Here is an 18,697-nt window from a genome sequence, read left to right as displayed (position 1 = left end):
CGCAGCTCAAAGTACAGGGCGACGACAAGGGTCAGCAGAAGCAGCGGCACCAGGTATCTGGTTATCCATTTTTCCATCACATCAACGACCCGCTGTTGAGCCCAGCAACAAAAAAGGCCGTCTTCACCGGCACCTCACCGATAAAAACGACCTTTAAAAAACGGACTCACCCTCACCCGAGCACATCCAGCAACCTCCCTGAATTACAACAAAAAACAATTCAAGTTAATAAATTACTCCCTGATCATCCCGGATGTCAAATCATTTAACTTCTAGCGCAGCCCCTCCGCCCCCTGCCGGCTCTTCTGACATCAAGTCAGCGCTCGCTGCGCTTCGAGTCTCCCCCGAATTTTTTTCAAAAAAAAACCCGATCGCGTTTGCGACCGGGTTATTTTTTGTTTGGTGCCGAAGGGGAGACTCGAACTCCCACGGGCCTACGCCCACTAGACCCTGAACCTAGCGTGTCTACCAATTCCACCACTTCGGCTTGAAGCGAGGGTGTTTATAACAAATGCCCTGACCCATTGCAACCAAAAAATTTTCATCCTTCATTTTTTTCTGCAGAGGCCTCCGGCAGGCGCTGCGGCCGCACCACCAGGGTGCGCATCGGCTCGGCCAGCACCAGCCCCGGACGGGCTCCCTTGGGCTTGCGGACGCTGCGCCCTTCGACCACCATCACCTCGACTTTGTGGTCGTCGCGACCGCGGGAATAGCCGGCGGCCAGGGCGGCGGCGTACTGGATGTCGGCCTCGGGGATCTCGCGCCGCCCTTCCCGCTTGAGCACCAGGTGGCAGCCCGGCAGGTTGTGGGCGTGAAACCAGAGATCGTCGGCGTCGGTCAGCGACTTGCTGACCTGGTCGTTGCTGCGGTTGTTGCGCCCCCAGATCAGGCGCAGGCCGGAAGGGCTGAGGGCCTGCCGCAGGCCGGCGTCGGCAGCCGGGGCCGGCAGCCTGCGCGGCGGCCGCGCGGGGGGCTTGAGCACGCCGCCGGCGACCAACTCCTGGCGGAGCGCCTGCAGCTCGGCCGCCGTTTCGGCCTCGTCGATGGCCAGCGCCACCCCGGCCAGCCAGTCGAGCTCTTCGGCGGTTTCAAGGCGGCGGCGGGCGATGTGCTCGACCCCGCGCTTGCCCTTGCGGTGGCGGCGAAAGCAGGCTTCGGCGTTCTCCTGGGGGGAGAGCGCCGGGTCGAGGGGTATGGTCACCGGAGCCGGCGGGTCGGCGAACCAGTCGTCGACGGTGACCTCGGCCAGCCCCCGGCGCAGCCGGTAGAGGTTGGCCAGCAGCAGGTCGCCCAGCTGCCGCTGGCGCTCGTAATTCTGCCCCCGTTCAGCCTCGGCGGCGATGTTGGCCAGGCGTTTTTCCAGCCGCTGGCTAGCCTTGCGCACCAGCTTCTCCAGCTCTCCCTTGCCGCTGCCGAAGACCGCGTCCTCGCTGGCCTCGCCGTAAAAGGCGTCGGCCGCCTCGGACATGGAGGCAAAGCGCTGCAGCCCGGCGATCTCGACATATTGGGGCAGCAGCGCCGACAGCAGCGGCCGCCCCTGCCAGGTAAGGAGGCAGGGGCTGAAGTCGCCGGCCAGCCACTGCTCGCGGAAATGGCCCAGCAGCTGCGCCGGCACCTCCCCGCAGGCGGCTGCGGCGGCCAGCTCGGCGGCCCAGAGGGGGGTCATCGGCGTGATCTGCTCCAGCAGCCAGCGCTCGAAGGGAAGAGCGGGGATCTCCGGCAGGCCGGCCGCCAGGTCGATTCTGTTTGTTGCTGCCGGCGGCAGGTAGGGCCGGCCGGGCAGCAGCGGGCGCGGCCCCTGGGGCTGCCGCAGCAGGGTGTCGACCACCCGCCCTGCCCCGTCGAGCAGAACCAGGTTGGCGTGACTGCCGAGCAGCTCGGCGACCAGGGTCCAGCGGCTCTTTTCGCTGCCGGCAAAGTGCAGCAGCACGATCCGCTCAGCCGGCAGCCGCTCGATGGCCAGCAGGCGGGTCAGGCGCGAGCGCAGCAGCTGGCAGAAGCGCGGCGGCGCCTGCGGGTTGGGGAGTTTTTTGGCGGTCAGGTGCAGGCGGCTGGCCCGCGGGTCCACCGACAGCAGCAGCCGCAGGTTTTCCCGCCCGGTCCACAGCCGCAGCACCAGCTCCGAAGGGCCGGGCTGATGGATCTGGCTGAGAGCCGCGCCGCGCAGCAGTCCGTTCAATTCGCGAACCACGGCGTCGAGGCTGAGGATATCCATGGACATGTCATTTCTCCGCTATTGGCAGCGTTCATTCATAGCCAAACTGCGGCGATTTTGCAAACAGATTGTCGGCCCGGCCGGCGCCAAGCTCCGATAAAATAACCCGGCCGGAGGATAGCCTTTTTAATCCATTTCCGCGCAATTTCTGCTACTATGCCGGATCTCAATTCAGCATCAACAAGGAGGATTACATGAGCACATCCTGGAAAATCGAGACGCAGGCGGTACAGGGAACCTATGCGCCGAAACCGACCGAACCGCGCATCCCGGCGATCTGCCAGAGCACCACATATAAGTATGACAGCGCCGACCACGTGGCCAGGCTGTTCGACCTCGACCTGCCCGACCACATGTACACCCGCATCAGCAACCCGACCACCGAAGCCTTCGAGGGGAAAATCGCCCTGATGGAAGGGGGCGTCGGCGCCCTGGCGACCTCTTCGGGGCAGGCGGCCACGGCCCTGGCGATCATGAACATCTGCCAGGCCGGCCAGCACATCGTCACCGCCGGCACCCTGTACGGCGGCACCTATTCGCTCTTCGCCAACACCCTGCCGAAGCTCGGCATCGAGGTCAGCTTCATCGATCCCAATGCGTCGATCGATGAAATCAAGCGCCAGTTCCGCCCGGAGACCAAGGCGCTGTTCGCCGAAACGATCGGCAACCCGGGGCTGAACGTGCTCGATTTTGAAAAGTTTTCGGCGGTCGCCCAGGCGATGGGGGTGCCGCTGATCATCGACAACACCTTCCCCACCCCGTACCTGTGCCGGCCTCTCGAGCACGGCGCCGACATCGTGGTGCACTCGGCGACCAAGTATATCGACGGCCACGCCACCAGCGTCGGCGGGGTGATCGTCGACGGCGGCCGCTTCGACTGGACCGGCGGCAAGTACCCGGACCTGACCGAGCCCGATGCCAGCTACCACGGCCTGCGCTACGTCGAAAAGTTCGGCCGCCTGGCCTACATCATCAAGGCCCGCGTGCAGTACATGCGCGATTTGGGCGCCACCCCGGCGCCGATGAACAGCTTCTTGTTCAACCACGGCCTGACCACCCTGCCGCTGCGGATGGAGCGCCACAGCAGCAATGCCCTGGCGCTGGCCAAATACCTGCAAAAGCATCCGAAAGTGGCCTGGGTCAACTACCCCGGCCTGGAAAGCCACCCGAGCTACGCCCTGACCCGCAAGTACCTGGCGAAAGGGGCCAGCGGGGTGATGACCTTCGGCATCAGGGGGGGCCGCGAGGCCGGCGTCAGGTTCATGGAGGCGACCCGGGTGATCGCCCTGGTGGTGCATGTCGGCGACGCCCGCAGCTGCGTGCTGCACCCGGCCAGCACCACCCACCGCCAGCTCTCCGAAGCCCAGCAGATCGCTTCGGGGGTGACCCCCGACCTGATCCGCCTGTCGGTCGGCATCGAGCACATCGACGACCTGATCGCCGACGTCGAGCAGGCCCTGCAGGCCAGCTGATTCATTCTCGCACAGCAAAAAAAGGGCGGATCTCCAGGGGATCCGCCCTTTTTATTTGCGCGCATTCTGCTAAGATTAAAGACGCTGATTTATTCTTGACAGCAGCACTACTGAATGATAGCAATAGCTACCCGACCCCTTTACTGATTAGACAATTCGCATACTTAAACATACACACGTCTTAAGGGAGGATATCCATGAGCGAAAAGACCGATTACCGGATCGGCACCAAAACCCTGCACGCCGGCCAGGTGCCCGACCCGACCACCAACTCCCGCGCGGTGCCCATCTACCAGACCAGCTCCTATGTCTTCAACTCTTCCGAGCACGCCGCCAACCTCTTCGGCCTCAAGGAAATGGGCAATATCTACACCCGCCTGATGAACCCGACCACCGACGTGCTGGAGAAGCGCCTGGCCGAGCTCGACGGCGGCGTCGGCGCCCTGGCCCTGGCCTCGGGCTCGTCGGCGATTGCCCTGGCCATCCTCAACCTGGCCAAGGCCGGGGACAACATCGTCTCCAGCTGTTTCCTCTACGGCGGCACCTACAACCTGTTTCACCACACCCTGGCGCGGATGGGGATCACCGTCAAGTTCGTCGACACCTCGAAGCCGGCCGCCATCGCCGCCGCCATCGATGACAACACCAAGGCGGTCTTCACCGAAACCATCGGCAACCCCAAGAACAACGTCGATGACTTTCAGGCGATCGCCAAGGTGGCCCACGATCACGGCCTCCCCTTCATCGTCGACAATACCGTCGCCACCCCGGTGCTCTTTCGCCCGATCGAACACGGCGCCGACATCGTCTGCTACTCGCTGACCAAGTTCATCGGCGGCCACGGCACCAGCATCGGCGGCGCCGTGGTGGACAGCGGCAACTTCGACTGGTCGAGCGGCCGCTTCCCCGAATACACCACTCCCGATCCGAGCTATCACGGCCTGGTCTACCACGAGGCCCTCGGCACCCTGGCCTACATCCTGAAAATGCGCATCACCCTGCTGCGCGACCTCGGGCCCTGCCTGTCGCCGTTCAACGCCTTCCAGATCCTGCAGGGGCTCGAAACCCTGCACGTGCGCATGCCCCGCCACTGCGAGAACGCGCTGGCGGTCGCCCGTTTCCTGGATAAACACCCCCAGGTCGACTGGGTCAACTATCCGGGGCTGGAGAACCACCCGGATCATGCCCGGGCCACCCGCTACCTGCCCAAGGGCCAGGGCGCCATCGTCGGCTTCGGCATCAAGGGCGGCACCGCCGCCGGGGCCCGGTTCATCGACAGCGTCAAGCTCGCCAGCCACCTGGCCAACATCGGCGACGCCAAGACCCTGGTCATCCACCCGGCCTCGACCACCCACCAGCAGCTGTCCGCCGAGGAGCAGCGCTCGGCCGGCGTCTCCCCTGAATTCATCCGGGTTTCCGTCGGCATCGAAGACATCGAGGACATCCTCGCCGATCTCGACCAGGCGCTGCAGGCCAGCCAGAAATAAGGTCTCCAGATAGCGGGTTCCCTTGCCAAAACGACTGGGAAAAATGTCCAACAAACAAGGGACGGCGACGCCGTCCCTTGTTTGTTATGCTCAGGCGTTGCCAAGAGTTGAAGATGCGCGGTCGGCCCCGCCTGCAATCGAAGCTAAAGAATCCGCAGTCACCGTCGGTTCAGCACTTCGATGACCTCCTGCGCCACGAAAACCCGGTTGCGACGACTGTCTTTGGGCCGGTGAAGAACGCCCATTTTTTCCAGTTTCCCCAGGGCCGCTGAAGCCGCGGGGAAGGAAATACCGAGCGCATCTTTGGCCCTGTGTGCGGTCAAAACCGGAGTCCCAATCATGAGTTCCGGAAACCGGTACAGGACGGAGTGAGAACGCAGCCCAAGTTCGCCGATGCGTTCCTGCCATCGTTTCATTACCGCTTCGAGGGCCATCGCGGTACGGATCGACTCCTGGGCGGCAGCCTCTACTCCCTGCGCAAAAAAACGGATCCACTCCGACCATTTTTCCTTAAGCTGCACCCCCGCAAGCGCATCATAATACTCCTGCTGGTTGGCTTTCAGGTAACCCGCAAGATAGGCCGGGGGATAGCCTTCGGCGGCCAGCATTAACGACAAAAGGATCCGGCCGACCCGGCCATTGCCGTCAAGGAATGGATGGATTGTCTCGAACTGCACATGCGCGATAGCCATGCGCGAGACGATCGAAAGCACCATGGGTTCGGCTTCGGCGGGCGAATCCTGAAGCCACAATTCAAGGTCGTCCATGCACCCCTGCACAGATTCGGGTGGAGGTGGAACAAAGCGGGCGTGGTAAATATTTTGCCCCCCGCCAATCCAGTTTTGCTTATCCCTGAACTGCCCGGGGGTGCCGTTGTAGTCCACGCCATCCATCAGGTGAGCATGGAGTTTTTTTATGAGCTCGCAGTTGAGCACCGAGGCGCCTCTCTCGCGAACTTTTTGCAGACCATACTCCAGTGCGAAAACATAATTGCGAGTCACATGGACATCGGGCGGCAGCCCCTCGTTGCTGCCGGTTGCCTCGTAAATCAGCAGATCGTTCATATCGGAGCTGGTTCCCTCGATCTGGCTGCTGCGCACGGCCTCGCGACGATCAGACGTTCTGGTTATCAGATCCGGGTTTGGCAGCCTTGCGGAGATATCCTTCAGCAACGCCAGGGCCCTGTGAGCACGGGGCAGTTCGTCCTGCAAACCCTTCAGGTCAAGCCTGCGAGGCGGCGGTGGCGGGACAAGGGCAAGCGCTCCGGGATAACCGTCAACGGTGACGAGCAGTCGTTGGCGAACGGGACAAAGGTGATTTTTCTTCATCGTAAAACCTTAAATAAGACGAGTTGTATTTAACATTATCGGCCAAACTTTAAATAAGCAACTTCTTTATTAAATGTTTCAGGGCAGCACAGGGATGTCAACCAGGGCCTTCCCCACCTTACGAACCGGCTTGTTCCTACGGAGCTGCCTTTTTATTGCCCTTAAAGCCTGCGACATGCTAAACTTCGCCGCCTGAAAGTACCCCTTAAAAGAGATCCGACGCATGGCCAAGAAATCGAGTAAATACAAATACCTTTTCGAGTATGCCTTGTTCCTGCTGCTGGCCGGGATCGCCCGCAGCCTGCCGCGTACCGCAGCCCTGCGCTTCGGCGAGCGGCTCGGCGACCTGAGCCGGCGGCTGCAGAAAAAGCGGGTGGCGACGGCGGCCGAGAATTTGCGCCGCGCCTATCCCGACAAGTCGCCCGCCGAGATCGAGCGGGAGGTGCAGGCCGTCTTCCGCCACCTGGGGGTGAGCGGCATCGAGATGCTGCGGCTCGACCTGTTCAAGGGCCGGGCCGACCTCGACGCCTGCTTCTCCTTTACCGGACTCGAGCACCTGGAGCAGGCCTACGCCATGCGCAAGGGGGTGCTGCTGCTCAGCGGCCACATCGGTTTCTGGGAAGTCGGCACCTTCTTCATGCCGGCCCTGGGCTACCCGGCCGATTTCGTCGCCAAGCGGATGAAGAACCCCTACGTCGACCGCTACTTCGAACAGCTCCGCGAGGCCGGCGGCGGACGCAGCCTGGAAAGCAAGAAGGGGGCCCGGCGCATCCTGCGCTCGCTGGGCGAAAACCGCGGGGTGGCGGTGCTGCTCGACCAGCACATCACCCGCAGCGAAGCGGTCGCGGTCGACTTTTTCGGCCGCCAGGCCTGGACCACCCCGATCATCGCCCAGATCGCCATGAAGCAGGGGGTGCCGATCCTGCCGATCTATGTCTACCGCACCGAGGATTTTCGCTACCAGGTGGTGATCGAGCCGCTGATCCTGCTGGACAACGAGACGGGGCAGGAGGCGGTGACCCGCAACACCGCCCTGCTCACCGAGAATATCGAGCAGGCGGTACGCCGCAGCCCGACCCAGTGGTTCTGGGTGCATCGCCGCTGGCGGGACTGAACCATGACGACGCCCCCCTTCCATATCGTCCTGATCGAGCCGGAGATCCCCCCCAACACCGGCAACATCGCCCGCCTGTGCGGCGCCACCGGCACCATCCTGCACCTGGTCGGCAAGCTCGGCTTCTCTATCGACGACAGGCAGCTCAAGCGGGCCGGACTCGACTACTGGGACGCCATCGACGTGCGCCGCTGGGATTCACTCGAGCAGCTGCAGCAGGCCATGCCCGGCGGCCGCTGGTGGTACACCTCGAAAAAGGCCGCCCGCAGCCACGTCGAAGCCGACTTTCTGCCCGGCGACCTGCTGGTCTTCGGCAAGGAAACCGAGGGGCTGCCCGAGGCGCTGCTGGCCGAACACGCCGAGCGCTGCATCCGCATCCCGATCTTTTCGCCGATCGTGCGCAGCCTCAACCTCTCCACCGCCGCCGGCATCATCCTCTACGAAGCCCTGCGCCAGACCGGCCGACTCTCCTGAAACGACAAAAGGCGCCTTTTCGGGCGCCTTTTGTCGCTGATGTTCAATTTTTTCAACCGAGTTCGTTCTCGATCCGGATGAACCGGCTCTGCTCCTTGATCACCGCCAGGGCGTCGATCTCGGCCAGCGCCTTGCGCACGTTGGCCTCTTTGGCATCGTGGGTCATCATCACGATCGGCACCGCGCCGCTGACCTGCCGCTCGGGCTGGATCATCGAGGTGATGCTGATCTCGTACTTGCCGAGAATGCCGGAAATCTGCGACAGCACCCCGGGCTTGTCGTCGGCGGCGAAGCGCAGGTAGTAATGGCTGACGATGTCGTCCATCGGCTTGATGGAGAGATCCTTGATCGCCTCGGGGACGTAGCCCATGGCCGGAGTCCGGCCGACGGCGCCGCAGCGGATGTTGCGGGCGATCGACATGACGTCGCCCATCACCGCGCTGGCGGTCGCCTCCATGCCGGCGCCCTTGCCGTAGAGCATGGCCGGGCCGAGGAAGTCGCCGACCAGCCGCACCGCGTTGAAGGCGCCGTGCACGTCGGCCAGCGGGTAGTTGTCGGGGACCATGGTCGGATGAACGCGGGCCTCGATCTGGCCGTTGTCGTTCTTGCCGATGGCCAGCAGCTTGATGCGGTAGCCGAACTGGCTGGCGAACTGGATGTCGAGGGCCGAGATGTTGCTGATCCCCTCGGTGTGGATGTCCTTGAACTGCACCCGGGTGCCGAAGCAGAGGGAAATCAGGATGGCGAGCTTGTGCGCGGTATCGACCCCCTCGACGTCGAAGGTCGGGTCGGCTTCGGCATAGCCCTTGGCCTGGGCCTCCTTGAGGACGTCATGGTAATCGTCGCCGTCGTTGGTCATCCGGGTCAGGATGTAGTTGCAGGTGCCGTTGAGGATGCCGAACACGCTGGTGAAGCGGTTGGCGCAGAGGTTTTCCTTGATCGACGAGATGATCGGGATGCCGCCGCCGACCGCCGCCTCGTAAAAGACGTCGACGCCGTTTTGCTGCGCGGCCGCGAGGATTTCCTCGCCGTGCAGGGCGAGCAGGGCCTTGTTGGCGGTGACCACGTGCTTGCCGTTGGCGATGGCTTTGAGCACAAAACTGCGGGCCGGCTCGTAGCCGCCGATCAGCTCGACCACCACGTCGATATCGGGGGCGGTCAGCACCGCGTCGGCGTCGCTCGTCAGCAGGCCGGCGTCGATCTTCACGCCACGATCGGTGGTGATATCAAGATCGGCAATCCGCGCCAGGGTCAGCCGCGCACCGAGACGATCCTCGATGAGACGGGCGTTATTCTGCAGAACCTTGACCACACCGGTTCCGATGGTGCCGAAACCGAGCAGACCTACCTTGATTTCTTTCATGGAAGCCTCGTAAATGAACGGATTATTGCATCATGGCCCAGGTCGCAGGCACTGCCGCGGCCGGGGTCAATCTGACGGGTAACTAACCGGCTGAAGGGTCGTCGTCATCAAAGGTGAGCAGACATTCAGGACGCTTGCCGGGCAGGTCGGCCAGGGCCCGGGCAAGTTCTTGTTCGAGAACATTGGGCGCTATGCCGGCCGGCGCCGTAAGGCAGATGGAGACGAGCGAAAAGCCGGCGTTGCTGCAGACCCCGAGCAGATGCCGCAGGGCTTCCCGGTAGCGGCCGGGATCCAGTTCGCGCCAGCTGCCGCCGCCGACGAAGAGCACCCATTCGGCCGCCAGCTTGCCATTGTCCGCCACCAGCACATGCTCGCCCGCCTGTCCGCTCACCTCTTCGGCCAGGATCATGTCGGTCAGGCGACCGTTGAGACGCCAGTCAAGCAGGGCGGCCGCCCCGCGCAGGGGACGGACATCCTCGAAGAACAGGGCCGCTACCACCTCGCCTTCCATCCGGTCGGCCGGCACGTCGAGGACGCGCAGTGCTGCGGTCATTGGCCGGCAGGGCGACAGGAACGGGAGATTTTATCCAGGATGCCGTTGACGAACGACGGCGTATCCTTGGTGCCGTACACCTTGCCGATCTCGATCGCCTCGTTGATGGCCACGCTGGCCGGCACATCGGGGCGGCAGAGGAGCTCGTAAGCCGCCAGCCGCAGCAGCGACAGGTCGACCCGGGCCATCCGGTCGAGGGCCCAGTTGGTGGAGAGCTCGTCGATCATCTGGTCGATCTGCTCCAGGTGATCGGAGACGCCCCGCACCAGCCCCTCGGCAAATTCGCGGACATCGTTGGGCACCGGTTTCTCGATCAGATCGAGGGGGTCGCCGAGGACGTCGTCGCGGAAGCGGAAACTCTCCCAGAAATCGACCAGCACCTCTTCGATGGAGGTGTCCTGGTCCTGAAGGCTGTATATGATTTTAAGGGCCAGCTCGCGGCCCTGCCTGCGCATCCCTTTTGCCATGTATCCTACAGTTTCTTGTAAAGGTTAACCATTTCGATGGCGGTAACGGCGGCCTCAAACCCCTTGTTGCCGGCCTTGGTGCCGGCCCGCTCGATCGCCTGCTCGATGTTGTCGGTGGTCAGCACCCCGAAGGCGACCGGGATCCCCGAATCGAGGCTGACCGAGGCGACCCCCTTGGAGACTTCGGCGCTGACGTAATCGAAATGGGGGGTCGAGCCGCGGATCACCGCACCCAGGCAGATCAGCGCATCGTAATTGCCGGAAGCCGCCATCTTCTTGGCCGTCATCGGAATTTCAAAGGCCCCGGGAACTTTGGCGATGGTGATTTGATCCTGATCGGCGCCGTGCCGCACCAGGGCATCGACCGCGCCCTCGACCAGGCGGTCGCCGATGAAGCTGTTGAAACGGCCAACCACCAGGCCGAACTTGAGCCCGGCGGCATCCAGGTTTCCTTCGATAACTTTGCTCATGATTCACATCTCCCGGTTTTCGGTGCTCGTCCCGTCCGCCGCACAGGGCGGCAAGCGGTCCGGATCAGAGGTTTTCCAGCAGGTGCCCCATCTTTTCGCGCTTGGTTTTAAGATATTTCTTGTTGGTGTCGCTGGTGGCCGTCTGGATCGAAACCCGCTCGACGATTTCGAGACCGTAGCCCTCAAGCCCGATGATCTTCTTCGGGTTGTTGGTCATCAGGCGGATCTTGCGCACTCCCAACTCAGCCAGGATCTGGGCACCGATCCCATAATCGCGCAGGTCGGCCTTGAACCCGAGGGCCTCGTTGGCCTCCACGGTGTCATGCCCCTGGTCCTGCAGGGCGTAGGCCTTGAGCTTGTTGATCAGGCCGATGCCGCGCCCTTCCTGGCGCATGTACAGGACCACGCCGGCCCCTTCCTTCTCGATCTGCGCCATGGCGGCCTGCAGCTGGTCACCGCAGTCGCAGCGCTGCGAACCGAAGACGTCGCCGGTCAGGCACTCGGAGTGCACCCGCACCAGCACCGGCTTCTCGGGATCGATCGTCCCCTTGAGCAGGGCCAGGTGCTGGGCCTTGTCGACATCGTTTTCGTAGGCGATGGCGGTGAATTCGCCGCCATGGGGAGTCGGCAGCACCGTCTCGGCGGCCCGATGCACCAGCAGTTCCTTGCGCATGCGGTAGGAAACCAGGTCGGCGATGGAGATGATTTTCAGGTCGTGCTGCTTGGCGAACTTCTTGAGTTCGGACATCCGCGCCATGGTGCCGTCGTCGTTCATGATCTCGCAGATGACGCCGGAGGGCTTCAAGCCGGCCAGCCGCGCCAGGTCAACCGACCCTTCGGTCTGCCCGGCCCGCACCAGCACGCCGCCCTTTTTCGCCCGCAGCGGAAAGACGTGCCCCGGGCGGGCCAGATCCTTGGCGCTGCTCTCGTCGGCAATCGCCACCTGGATGGTACGGGCGCGGTCGGCGGCGGAGATCCCGGTGGTCACCCCGCGGCGGGCCTCGATGGAAATCGTAAAAGCCGTGCCGAAGGAGGACGAGTTCTCCCGGACCATCAGCGGCAGGTCGAGATGATCGGCCCGCTCCTCGGTCAAGGAGAGGCAGATCAGGCCACGCCCCTCGCGGGCCATGAAATTGATCGCTTCGGGGGTCACCATCTCGGCGGCCATGGTCAGGTCGCCTTCGTTTTCGCGATCCTCGTCATCGACCAGGATCACCATTTTGCCCTGACGGATATCGTCGAGGGCCGCTTCTATCTTGGCTATGGGCATTTCAAAACTCCTCTTTGCGGCCCGTAATATGTCACAGAAATCCATGCTTGGCAAGGAAATCGAGATCGACGGCCGAGCGTGTTTCCCCCCCGGGGGCCCGCCCCAGCAGGCGCTCGACATATTTGCCGATAATGTCGGTTTCGATGTTTACCTGGGAACCGACCTGGCGGTCCTTCAGGGTGGTTGCCCCCAGGGTATGGGGAATGATCGCCACCGAAAAGGTCTCTTCACTGACGCTGTTGACGGTGAGGCTGATGCCGTCAATGGCGACCGAGCCCTTCTCCACGACGTAACGGTTGACCTCGGCCGGGAGGCGGAAAGTGAAGCGGTAGGCATTGCCGTCCCGGACCAGGGCGACGACCGTGCCGACGGCATCGACATGGCCGCTGACCAGGTGGCCGCCGAGGCGGGCGCCGAAACGCAGGGCCCGCTCAAGGTTGACCCGGCTGCCTGAAGCCAGGGCCGAAAGGGTCGAACGGCTGACCGTCTCGGGGGAGACATCGGCCGAAAAGAGCCCATCGCCGAAGGCGACCACGGTCAGGCAGATGCCGTTGACCGCGATGCTCTCGCCGAGTTCAAGCTCGCTCATGGGAAAGCCGGTGGCCACCGTGAGACGGACACTGTCGGCATTTTTGCGCAGTTCGCGAACCGTTCCCAAATCTTCGATCAGGCCGGTGAACATCGGACCACCTCCCCTTCTATCAGGATATCGTCGTCAAAACGACAGCTGCGCACATCGGCCAGGGTCAGCGCCTCGCCCAGGCAGCGCACCCCGGCCCCGGCAAAAATGCCGAAGCCGTCATCGCCGCCGACCAGTTTCGGCGCCACGAAGACCATCACCCGGTCGATCAGACCGGCCTGCAGCATGGCGTTGTTCAGGCCGGCCCCGCCCTCGAGGAGCAGGTGCTGGATCCCGCGCTGGCCGAGCTGCAGCAGCAGCTGCGCCAGGTCGACCCGCCCGTCGGGACCGTCGGCCACGAGGATTTCAACCCCCTGCCGGCGCAACCGCTCCACTTTTTCGCTACTGGCACGGGAGGTCGTCGCGATCAGCGTGGCGGCCTCGGCCAGGCCTTTAACCAGTTTCGCCGTCTCCGGAATCCGCAGGCACGAGTCGACCACCACCCGCAGGGGGCTGCGCCCCCCTTCGGGGAGCCGGGTGGTCAGCCGGGGGTCATCCTGGAGCACGGTGCCGATGCCGACCAGGATGGCGTCGACCCGGTCGCGCACCCGGTGCACGTGCAGGCGGCTGGCCGGACCGGATATCCACTGGGAATCGCCGGTCACGGTGGCGGTCTTGCCGTCGAGAGAGACCGCCGACTTCAGGGTCACCAGCGGCAGGCCGGTCGTGACGTGCCTGGCGAAGGGGGCGATCAGCCGCCGGCACTCGGCTTCGCGAAGGCCGATCTGCACCTCGATCCCGGCTGCGCGCAGCCGAGCGATCCCCCGGCCGCAGACCTGCGGGTTGGGATCGCCGGTACCGACGAAGACCCGGGCGATGCCGGCGGCAATCACGGCGTCGGCGCACGGCCCGGTGCGCCCTTGATGACTGCAGGGCTCGAGGGTCACGTAGAGGTCGGCGCCGCGGGCCAGGTCGCCGGCCTGGCGCAGGGCGAAAATTTCGGCATGGGGCTGCCCCGCCTCGGGGTGATAGCCCTCACCGACCAGCTGGCCGCCGGCGACGATGACCGCACCGACCGCCGGATTGGGCCGGGTCCGCCCCTCGCCCTTGCGGGCCAGGTCGAGGGCGCGATCCATATATTCAGCGGCTGCGGGCATGGTCACCTTGGATATCAGCAAACAGGGGAATACGGCGTGGGATTGAACGAAGAAAAACAGGGACGACTAGGGCTTGCCGCCCCCCTTGGCCAGGATATCGGTCAGCTCGGCCATGAACTCGTTGATGTCGCGGAACTGCCGGTAAACCGAGGCGAAGCGCACGTAGGCCACCTCGTCGAGGGCATGCAGGGCGTTCATCACCGACTCACCGATGCGGCTCGACTCGATCTCCTTCTCCCCGCTTTCCTGCAGCGAAAGCTCGAGGCGATCGACCTCTTTCTCGATGGTGGCAATGGAAATCGGTCGTTTTTCGCAGGCCCGCTGCATGCCGGCAATGATCTTGGTGCGATCGAAGGCCTCGCGCCGGCCGTCCTTCTTGATCACCAGCGGCAGCGTTTCCTCGACCCGCTCGTAGGTGGTGAAGCGTTTTTCGCAGGAGATGCATTCGCGGCGGCGGCGGATGTTGTTCCCCTCGCGGCCGAGCCGGGAATCGACCACCTTGGTATCATGATAGGTGCAGAACGGACACTTCATGCTTACTCTCCCTTGGTGATGGGGGAAACGCGACTGAATTCCAAAACCTCGACCCCGGACTCCTCCAGCATTTCCATGGAAAGCAGGTCCGGGTAGCCCTCCCGGTAGATGATCTTGCGGATACCGGCATTTATGAGCATCTTGGAGCAGATGATACAGGGGGAGTTGGTGCAGTAGAGGGTGGCGCCGGCGATATTGATGCCGTGCTTGGCCGCCTGGATGATGGCATTCTGTTCGGCGTGCAGGCCCCGGCAGAGTTCATGGCGCTCACCGGAAGGGACGTTGAGCTGCTGGCGCAGGCAGCCGGCCTGTTCGCAGTGGGTGATCCCCGACGGCGTGCCGTTGTAGCCGGTCGCCAGGATGTTCTTCCCCTTGACCATCACGGCACCGACCTGGCGGCGCAGACACGTGGAGCGTCTGGCCACCAGGCTGGCGATTTCCATGAAATACTCTTCCCAGGACGGCCGCTCCATCTAGACCAGGCGATGGGCGTAAAGGGGAAACTTTTTGCAGAGTTCCTTGACTTCGGCGCGAATGGCGGCGAGTTCGGCTTCGTTGCCGATATTTTTCAGAGCCCGATCGATCCAGCCGGCAACCAGCTCCATTTCCGCTTCCTTGAGCCCGCGGCTGGTGGTCGCCGGGGTGCCGATGCGGAAACCGCTGGTGACGAAGGGCGAGCGGGTATCGAAAGGAACCGCGTTCTTGTTCACCGTGATGCCGGCCTCCTCCAGGGCGGCTTCAGCCACCTTGCCGGTGATTTCGGTGCCGGACAGATCGACCAGCATCAGGTGGTTGTCGGTTCCGCCGGAAACCAGGTTGAAGCCGCGCTTGACCAGCCCTTCGGCCAGCGCCTTGGCATTTTTCACCACCTGGGCGGCGTAGTCTTTGAACTCGGGGGTGAGCGCTTCCTTGAAGGCGACCGCCTTGGCGGCGATAACGTGCATCAGCGGGCCGCCCTGGATGCCGGGGAAGATGTTGCTGTTGATCTTCTTGGCAAACTCCTCGCGACAGAGGATCATGCCGCCGCGGGGGCCGCGCAGGGTCTTGTGGGTGGTGGTGGTGACGAACTCGGCGTAGGGGACCGGGTTGGGATGCTGGCCGGCCGCGACCAGGCCGGCGATGTGCGCCATGTCGACCATGACCATCGCCCCGACCTTGTCGGCAATCCGGCGGAAGGCCTCGAAATCGATGGTGCGCGAATAGGCGCTGGCACCGACCACGATCAGCTTCGGCTTGTGCTCGACGGCCAGCCGCTCGACTTCTTCGTAATCGATCTTACCGGTCTCCTTGCTGACGCCGTAGGAGACGATATTGAACAGCTTGCCGGAAAAGTTGACCGGCGAGCCGTGGGTCAGGTGACCGCCGTGGGCGAGATTCATCCCGAGAACGGTATCGCCGGGCTCGCAGGTGGCGAAATAGACCGCCATGTTGGCCTGGGAACCGGAGTGAGGCTGCACGTTGGCGTGCTCGGCGCCGAAGAGCTCCTTGGCGCGGTCGATGGCCAGCTGCTCGGCGACGTCGACGAACTCACAGCCGCCGTAATACCGCTTGGAGGGATAGCCCTCGGCGTACTTGTTGGTCAGCACCGACCCCTGGACCTCAAGAACCCGCTCGCTGACGAAGTTTTCCGAGGCGATGAATTCGAGATTGTATTCCTGGCGTTCGGTTTCCCGACGGATGGTGGCGGCAATTTCCGGATCAAACTGGGCGAGCATTTCGGACATGGTGTTCAACCTCCGCTGCGGGCAGCCCCCGCATGCAAATCTTAATGGTGATGTAAAACGAATGGGCAGGCCACCGGCCTGCCCATTCGACTTAAAGCTGTCCCGTTATCCTTTTCGAATCTCGTCTTCGATCTGCGCAATCTTGTCGAGTCGACGCTGATGGCGATCCCCCTCGAAGACCGCATCGAGCCAGATCCCGACCAGGCTGCAGGCATCCTCGACTGAGGTCACCCGGCCGCCCATGACCAGGACATTGGCATTATTGTGCTCCTTGGCCATCTGCGCGGTGAACGGGTCGTTGACCAGTGCCGCCCGCACGCGGGGGAACTTGTTGGCCACGATCGACATGCCGATACCGGTGCCGCAGATCAGGATCCCCTTTTCGGCCGCGCCGACAGAAACGGCACGGGCCACTTTTTCGCCGAAATCGGGATAATCGACCGAATCGCCGTTGTCCGTTCCCAGGTCACTCGAATCGAGGTTACGGGAAGCGAGGTAGCTGCAGATGGCGGCCTTGAGTTCAAGCCCGCCGTGGTCGCTGGCAACAACAATCATTATTCAGAGACCTTCTTGAAAACCAGGGTGCCGTTGGTGCCGCCGAAACCGAGGGAGTTGGACAGGGCGACATTGACCCGGGCCTGACGACCCTGGTTCGGCACGTAGTCGAGATCGCACTCGGGATCCGGCTCCTGGTAGTTAATGGTCGGCGGCACTTCCCCGCGAGCCATGGCCAGCAGCGAATAGACGGCCTCGATCCCACCAGCCGCGCCGAGCGTGTGCCCGGTCATGCTCTTGGTCGAACTGATCATGAGCTTCTTGGCGTGATCGCCAAAAACGCTCTTGATCGCCATGGTTTCATACAGGTCGTTGAAATGGGTCGAAGTGCCGTGGGCGTTGATGTAATCCACATCCTCAGGCTTGAGGCCGGCATTTTTCAGCGCCATCTTCATGCAGCGGGCGGCGCCTTCGCCGTTCGGACCGGGAGAGGTGATATGATGCGCATCGCCGGTAAGACCGTAGCCGGCGACTTCGGCATAAATTTTCGCCCCGCGCGCCTTGGCCGCTTCGTATTCCTCGAGGACGACGATGCCGGCCCCTTCGGCCATGACGAAACCGTCGCGGTTCTTGTCGAAAGGACGGCTGGCCGCGGTCGGATCGTCATTGCGGGTGGACAACGCCTTCATCACGTTGAAGCCGGCAATCGCCAGAGGGGTGATGGTCGCTTCGGCACCGCCGGCGATCATGGCATCGGCATCGCCGCGCTTGATCATGTGGTAGGCGTCGCCGATCGAATGGGTACCGGTGGCGCAGGCGGTGACGGTAGAGATATTGGGCCCCTTGGCGCCGAACCGGATGGAGATATGACCGGGGGCCAGGTTGATGATCAGCATCGGAATGAAGAAGGGAGAGACCTTCTTGTACCCGCCGCTCATCATCGCTTCATGGTATTTTTCGATGGCCGGCAGGCCGCCGAGACCGGCGCCGACCACGACGCCGACCCGCTCGGCATTCTCCTCGGTGATCTGCAGACCGGAGTCCTGCATCGCCATTTCGGAGGCCGCTAACGAATACTGGATAAACGTATCCATCTTCTTGATTTCTTTTTTATCGATGAAGTCTTCCGGATTGAAATCCTTGACTTCGCCGGCGATCTGGGTAGGAAGGTCCGACGCATCAAAGCGCGTGATACGATCGATTCCGGATTTTCCTGCCATCAAGGCAGACCAGTTTTTTTCGGTACCGGTGCCAAGGGCGGAAACAACGCCGACACCTGTCACGACGACTCTACGCATGATATTCTTCCTCCATCAGATCAGCTAGAAACTGCTGCAGATTTATATCTATAACTATTCGTTCAATAGTGTTTTTTCAACTTCGGGGCCGTTTTGAAACAACAGCATTGGGGCAGTACAAATCAAGGAGGAGGAACCCTGTTCCTCCTCCTTCTTCTTGCAGATCAGGCGTTTTCGCTGAGGTAATCGATAGCGTCCTGTACAGTCAGAATCTTTTCGGCGTCCTCGTCGGAGATCTCGATGTCGAACTCCTCCTCGAGCGCCATTACCAGCTCAACGGTATCCAGTGAATCGGCACCGAGGTCGTCCATGAAAGACGCGTCGTTGGTCACCTGGTCGGCGTCAACACCGAGCTGTTCTGCCACAATCTGTTTTACTCTTTCGTCAATAGAAGCCATCTGCTTCACCTCCCTTTGTTTTCGAGCCGATCTCTGATCGGGCCGGTATTTGGTTGTTACATGTACATCCCGCCGTTGACCGCCAGGACCTGACCGGTGATGTACCCGGATTTTTCCTGCGCGAGAAAGACGACGGCATTGGCAATATCATCAGCGCTGCCCAGACGCTCGAGAGGAATCTGCGCCGCCAGCTCCTGGCGGGTCTTCTCGGGCAGGGCCTCGGTCATATCGGTGGCAATGAAGCCGGGAGCGACGGCGT

General features: G+C 62.7%; 21 protein-coding genes and 1 tRNA gene. 5 read left to right on the top strand and 17 right to left on the bottom strand.

Annotated elements, in window-relative coordinates; genetic code table 11:
• Positions 1-269: hypothetical protein (locus ABYV89_RS05705; protein WP_432821975.1), on the top strand; the 269-nt coding region annotated here is incomplete at its 5' end.
• Between the two features lie 131 nt (positions 270-400).
• On the opposite strand, the gene ABYV89_RS05700 is transcribed toward ABYV89_RS05705, so the two are convergent.
• Together ABYV89_RS05700 and ABYV89_RS05695 are read right to left on the bottom strand one after the other, a co-directional pair.
• Positions 401-487, bottom strand: a tRNA-Leu gene (locus tag ABYV89_RS05700).
• A gap of 54 nt (positions 488-541) precedes the next feature.
• On the bottom strand, positions 542-2,221 hold the full coding sequence (locus ABYV89_RS05695) for an Rqc2 family fibronectin-binding protein (protein ID WP_432821974.1): 1,680 nt from the start codon (positions 2,219-2,221) through the stop codon (positions 542-544).
• 188 nt (positions 2,222-2,409) lie between these two features.
• Here ABYV89_RS05695 and ABYV89_RS05690 point away from each other — a divergent pair, with 188 nt between their 5' ends.
• Both ABYV89_RS05690 and ABYV89_RS05685 read left to right on the top strand, forming a co-directional pair.
• Complete coding sequence (locus ABYV89_RS05690) at positions 2,410-3,687, top strand: O-acetylhomoserine aminocarboxypropyltransferase/cysteine synthase family protein (RefSeq protein ID WP_432821973.1); 1,278 nt, start codon at positions 2,410-2,412, stop codon at positions 3,685-3,687.
• 197 nt (positions 3,688-3,884) lie between these two features.
• Positions 3,885-5,174 carry a homocysteine synthase gene (locus ABYV89_RS05685; protein WP_432821972.1) on the top strand — a complete coding sequence of 430 codons (1,290 nt, stop codon included), beginning with the start codon at positions 3,885-3,887 and terminating at the stop codon, positions 5,172-5,174.
• A 158-nt stretch (positions 5,175-5,332) separates the two neighbouring features.
• On the opposite strand, the gene ABYV89_RS05680 is transcribed toward ABYV89_RS05685, so the two are convergent.
• Entirely contained in the window at positions 5,333-6,502 is a 1,170-nt protein-coding gene (locus ABYV89_RS05680) for a Fic family protein (RefSeq protein ID WP_432821971.1), read from the bottom strand.
• A 223-nt stretch (positions 6,503-6,725) separates the two neighbouring features.
• Here ABYV89_RS05680 and ABYV89_RS05675 point away from each other — a divergent pair, with 223 nt between their 5' ends.
• Positions 6,726-7,616: a lysophospholipid acyltransferase family protein gene (locus ABYV89_RS05675; protein ID WP_432821970.1), complete on the top strand. Its 891-nt coding sequence runs from the start codon at positions 6,726-6,728 to the stop codon at positions 7,614-7,616.
• A 3-nt stretch (positions 7,617-7,619) separates the two neighbouring features.
• Positions 7,620-8,090 (top strand): tRNA (cytidine(34)-2'-O)-methyltransferase, encoded by a 471-nt coding sequence (locus ABYV89_RS05670; RefSeq protein WP_432821969.1) that lies wholly within the window; start codon positions 7,620-7,622, stop codon positions 8,088-8,090.
• Between the two features lie 52 nt (positions 8,091-8,142).
• Here ABYV89_RS05670 and ABYV89_RS05665 read toward each other — a convergent pair whose 3' ends face one another.
• The 14 genes from ABYV89_RS05665 to ABYV89_RS05600 form a co-directional block, all read right to left on the bottom strand.
• Positions 8,143-9,453, bottom strand: coding sequence for a homoserine dehydrogenase (locus tag ABYV89_RS05665; protein WP_432821968.1), 1,311 nt, complete (start codon positions 9,451-9,453; stop codon positions 8,143-8,145).
• A gap of 82 nt (positions 9,454-9,535) precedes the next feature.
• Positions 9,536-10,006, bottom strand: a complete 471-nt coding sequence (locus ABYV89_RS05660) for a M17 family peptidase N-terminal domain-containing protein (RefSeq protein WP_432821967.1) — start codon at positions 10,004-10,006, stop codon at positions 9,536-9,538.
• A complete protein-coding gene (gene nusB, locus ABYV89_RS05655) occupies positions 10,003-10,473 on the bottom strand; it encodes a transcription antitermination factor NusB (RefSeq protein WP_432821966.1) in 471 nt (156 codons plus the stop codon). Before nusB ends, ABYV89_RS05660 begins: the two co-directional genes overlap by 4 nt.
• 5 nt (positions 10,474-10,478) lie before the next feature.
• On the bottom strand, positions 10,479-10,943 hold the full coding sequence (ribH, locus tag ABYV89_RS05650) for a 6,7-dimethyl-8-ribityllumazine synthase (RefSeq protein ID WP_432821965.1): 465 nt from the start codon (positions 10,941-10,943) through the stop codon (positions 10,479-10,481).
• 64 nt (positions 10,944-11,007) lie between these two features.
• Positions 11,008-12,213, bottom strand: coding sequence for a bifunctional 3,4-dihydroxy-2-butanone-4-phosphate synthase/GTP cyclohydrolase II (locus tag ABYV89_RS05645; RefSeq protein WP_432821964.1), 1,206 nt, complete (start codon positions 12,211-12,213; stop codon positions 11,008-11,010).
• Between the two features lie 31 nt (positions 12,214-12,244).
• Positions 12,245-12,895: a riboflavin synthase gene (locus ABYV89_RS05640; protein WP_432821963.1), complete on the bottom strand. Its 651-nt coding sequence runs from the start codon at positions 12,893-12,895 to the stop codon at positions 12,245-12,247.
• Positions 12,880-13,989 (bottom strand): bifunctional diaminohydroxyphosphoribosylaminopyrimidine deaminase/5-amino-6-(5-phosphoribosylamino)uracil reductase RibD, encoded by a 1,110-nt coding sequence (gene ribD, locus ABYV89_RS05635; RefSeq protein WP_432821962.1) that lies wholly within the window; start codon positions 13,987-13,989, stop codon positions 12,880-12,882. Before ribD ends, ABYV89_RS05640 begins: the two co-directional genes overlap by 16 nt.
• 66 nt (positions 13,990-14,055) lie before the next feature.
• A complete protein-coding gene (nrdR, locus tag ABYV89_RS05630; RefSeq protein WP_432821961.1) occupies positions 14,056-14,523 on the bottom strand; it encodes a transcriptional regulator NrdR in 468 nt (155 codons plus the stop codon).
• Between the two features lie 2 nt (positions 14,524-14,525).
• Complete coding sequence (locus ABYV89_RS05625) at positions 14,526-14,996, bottom strand: deoxycytidylate deaminase (RefSeq protein ID WP_432821960.1); 471 nt, start codon at positions 14,994-14,996, stop codon at positions 14,526-14,528.
• The gene (gene glyA, locus ABYV89_RS05620; RefSeq protein ID WP_432821959.1) at positions 14,997-16,247 is read right to left on the bottom strand and encodes a serine hydroxymethyltransferase; all 1,251 of its coding nucleotides are present in this window, start codon (positions 16,245-16,247) and stop codon (positions 14,997-14,999) included. It lies immediately after the preceding gene.
• A gap of 105 nt (positions 16,248-16,352) precedes the next feature.
• Positions 16,353-16,802 (bottom strand): ribose 5-phosphate isomerase B, encoded by a 450-nt coding sequence (rpiB, locus tag ABYV89_RS05615; protein WP_432821958.1) that lies wholly within the window; start codon positions 16,800-16,802, stop codon positions 16,353-16,355.
• The gene (gene fabF, locus ABYV89_RS05610; protein WP_432821957.1) at positions 16,802-18,040 is read right to left on the bottom strand and encodes a beta-ketoacyl-ACP synthase II; all 1,239 of its coding nucleotides are present in this window, start codon (positions 18,038-18,040) and stop codon (positions 16,802-16,804) included. Before fabF ends, rpiB begins: the two co-directional genes overlap by 1 nt.
• 164 nt (positions 18,041-18,204) lie before the next feature.
• The gene (gene acpP / locus ABYV89_RS05605; RefSeq protein WP_432821956.1) at positions 18,205-18,438 is read right to left on the bottom strand and encodes an acyl carrier protein; all 234 of its coding nucleotides are present in this window, start codon (positions 18,436-18,438) and stop codon (positions 18,205-18,207) included.
• Between the two features lie 56 nt (positions 18,439-18,494).
• The coding region (locus ABYV89_RS05600) for an SDR family oxidoreductase (protein WP_432821955.1) at positions 18,495-18,697 on the bottom strand (203 nt) is incomplete at its 5' end.

It is taken from the genome of Trichloromonas sp., assembly GCF_041583255.1.
GTDB lineage: Bacteria > Desulfobacterota > Desulfuromonadia > Desulfuromonadales > Trichloromonadaceae > Trichloromonas.
This window is presented reverse-complemented; position numbering and strand designations above follow the sequence as displayed.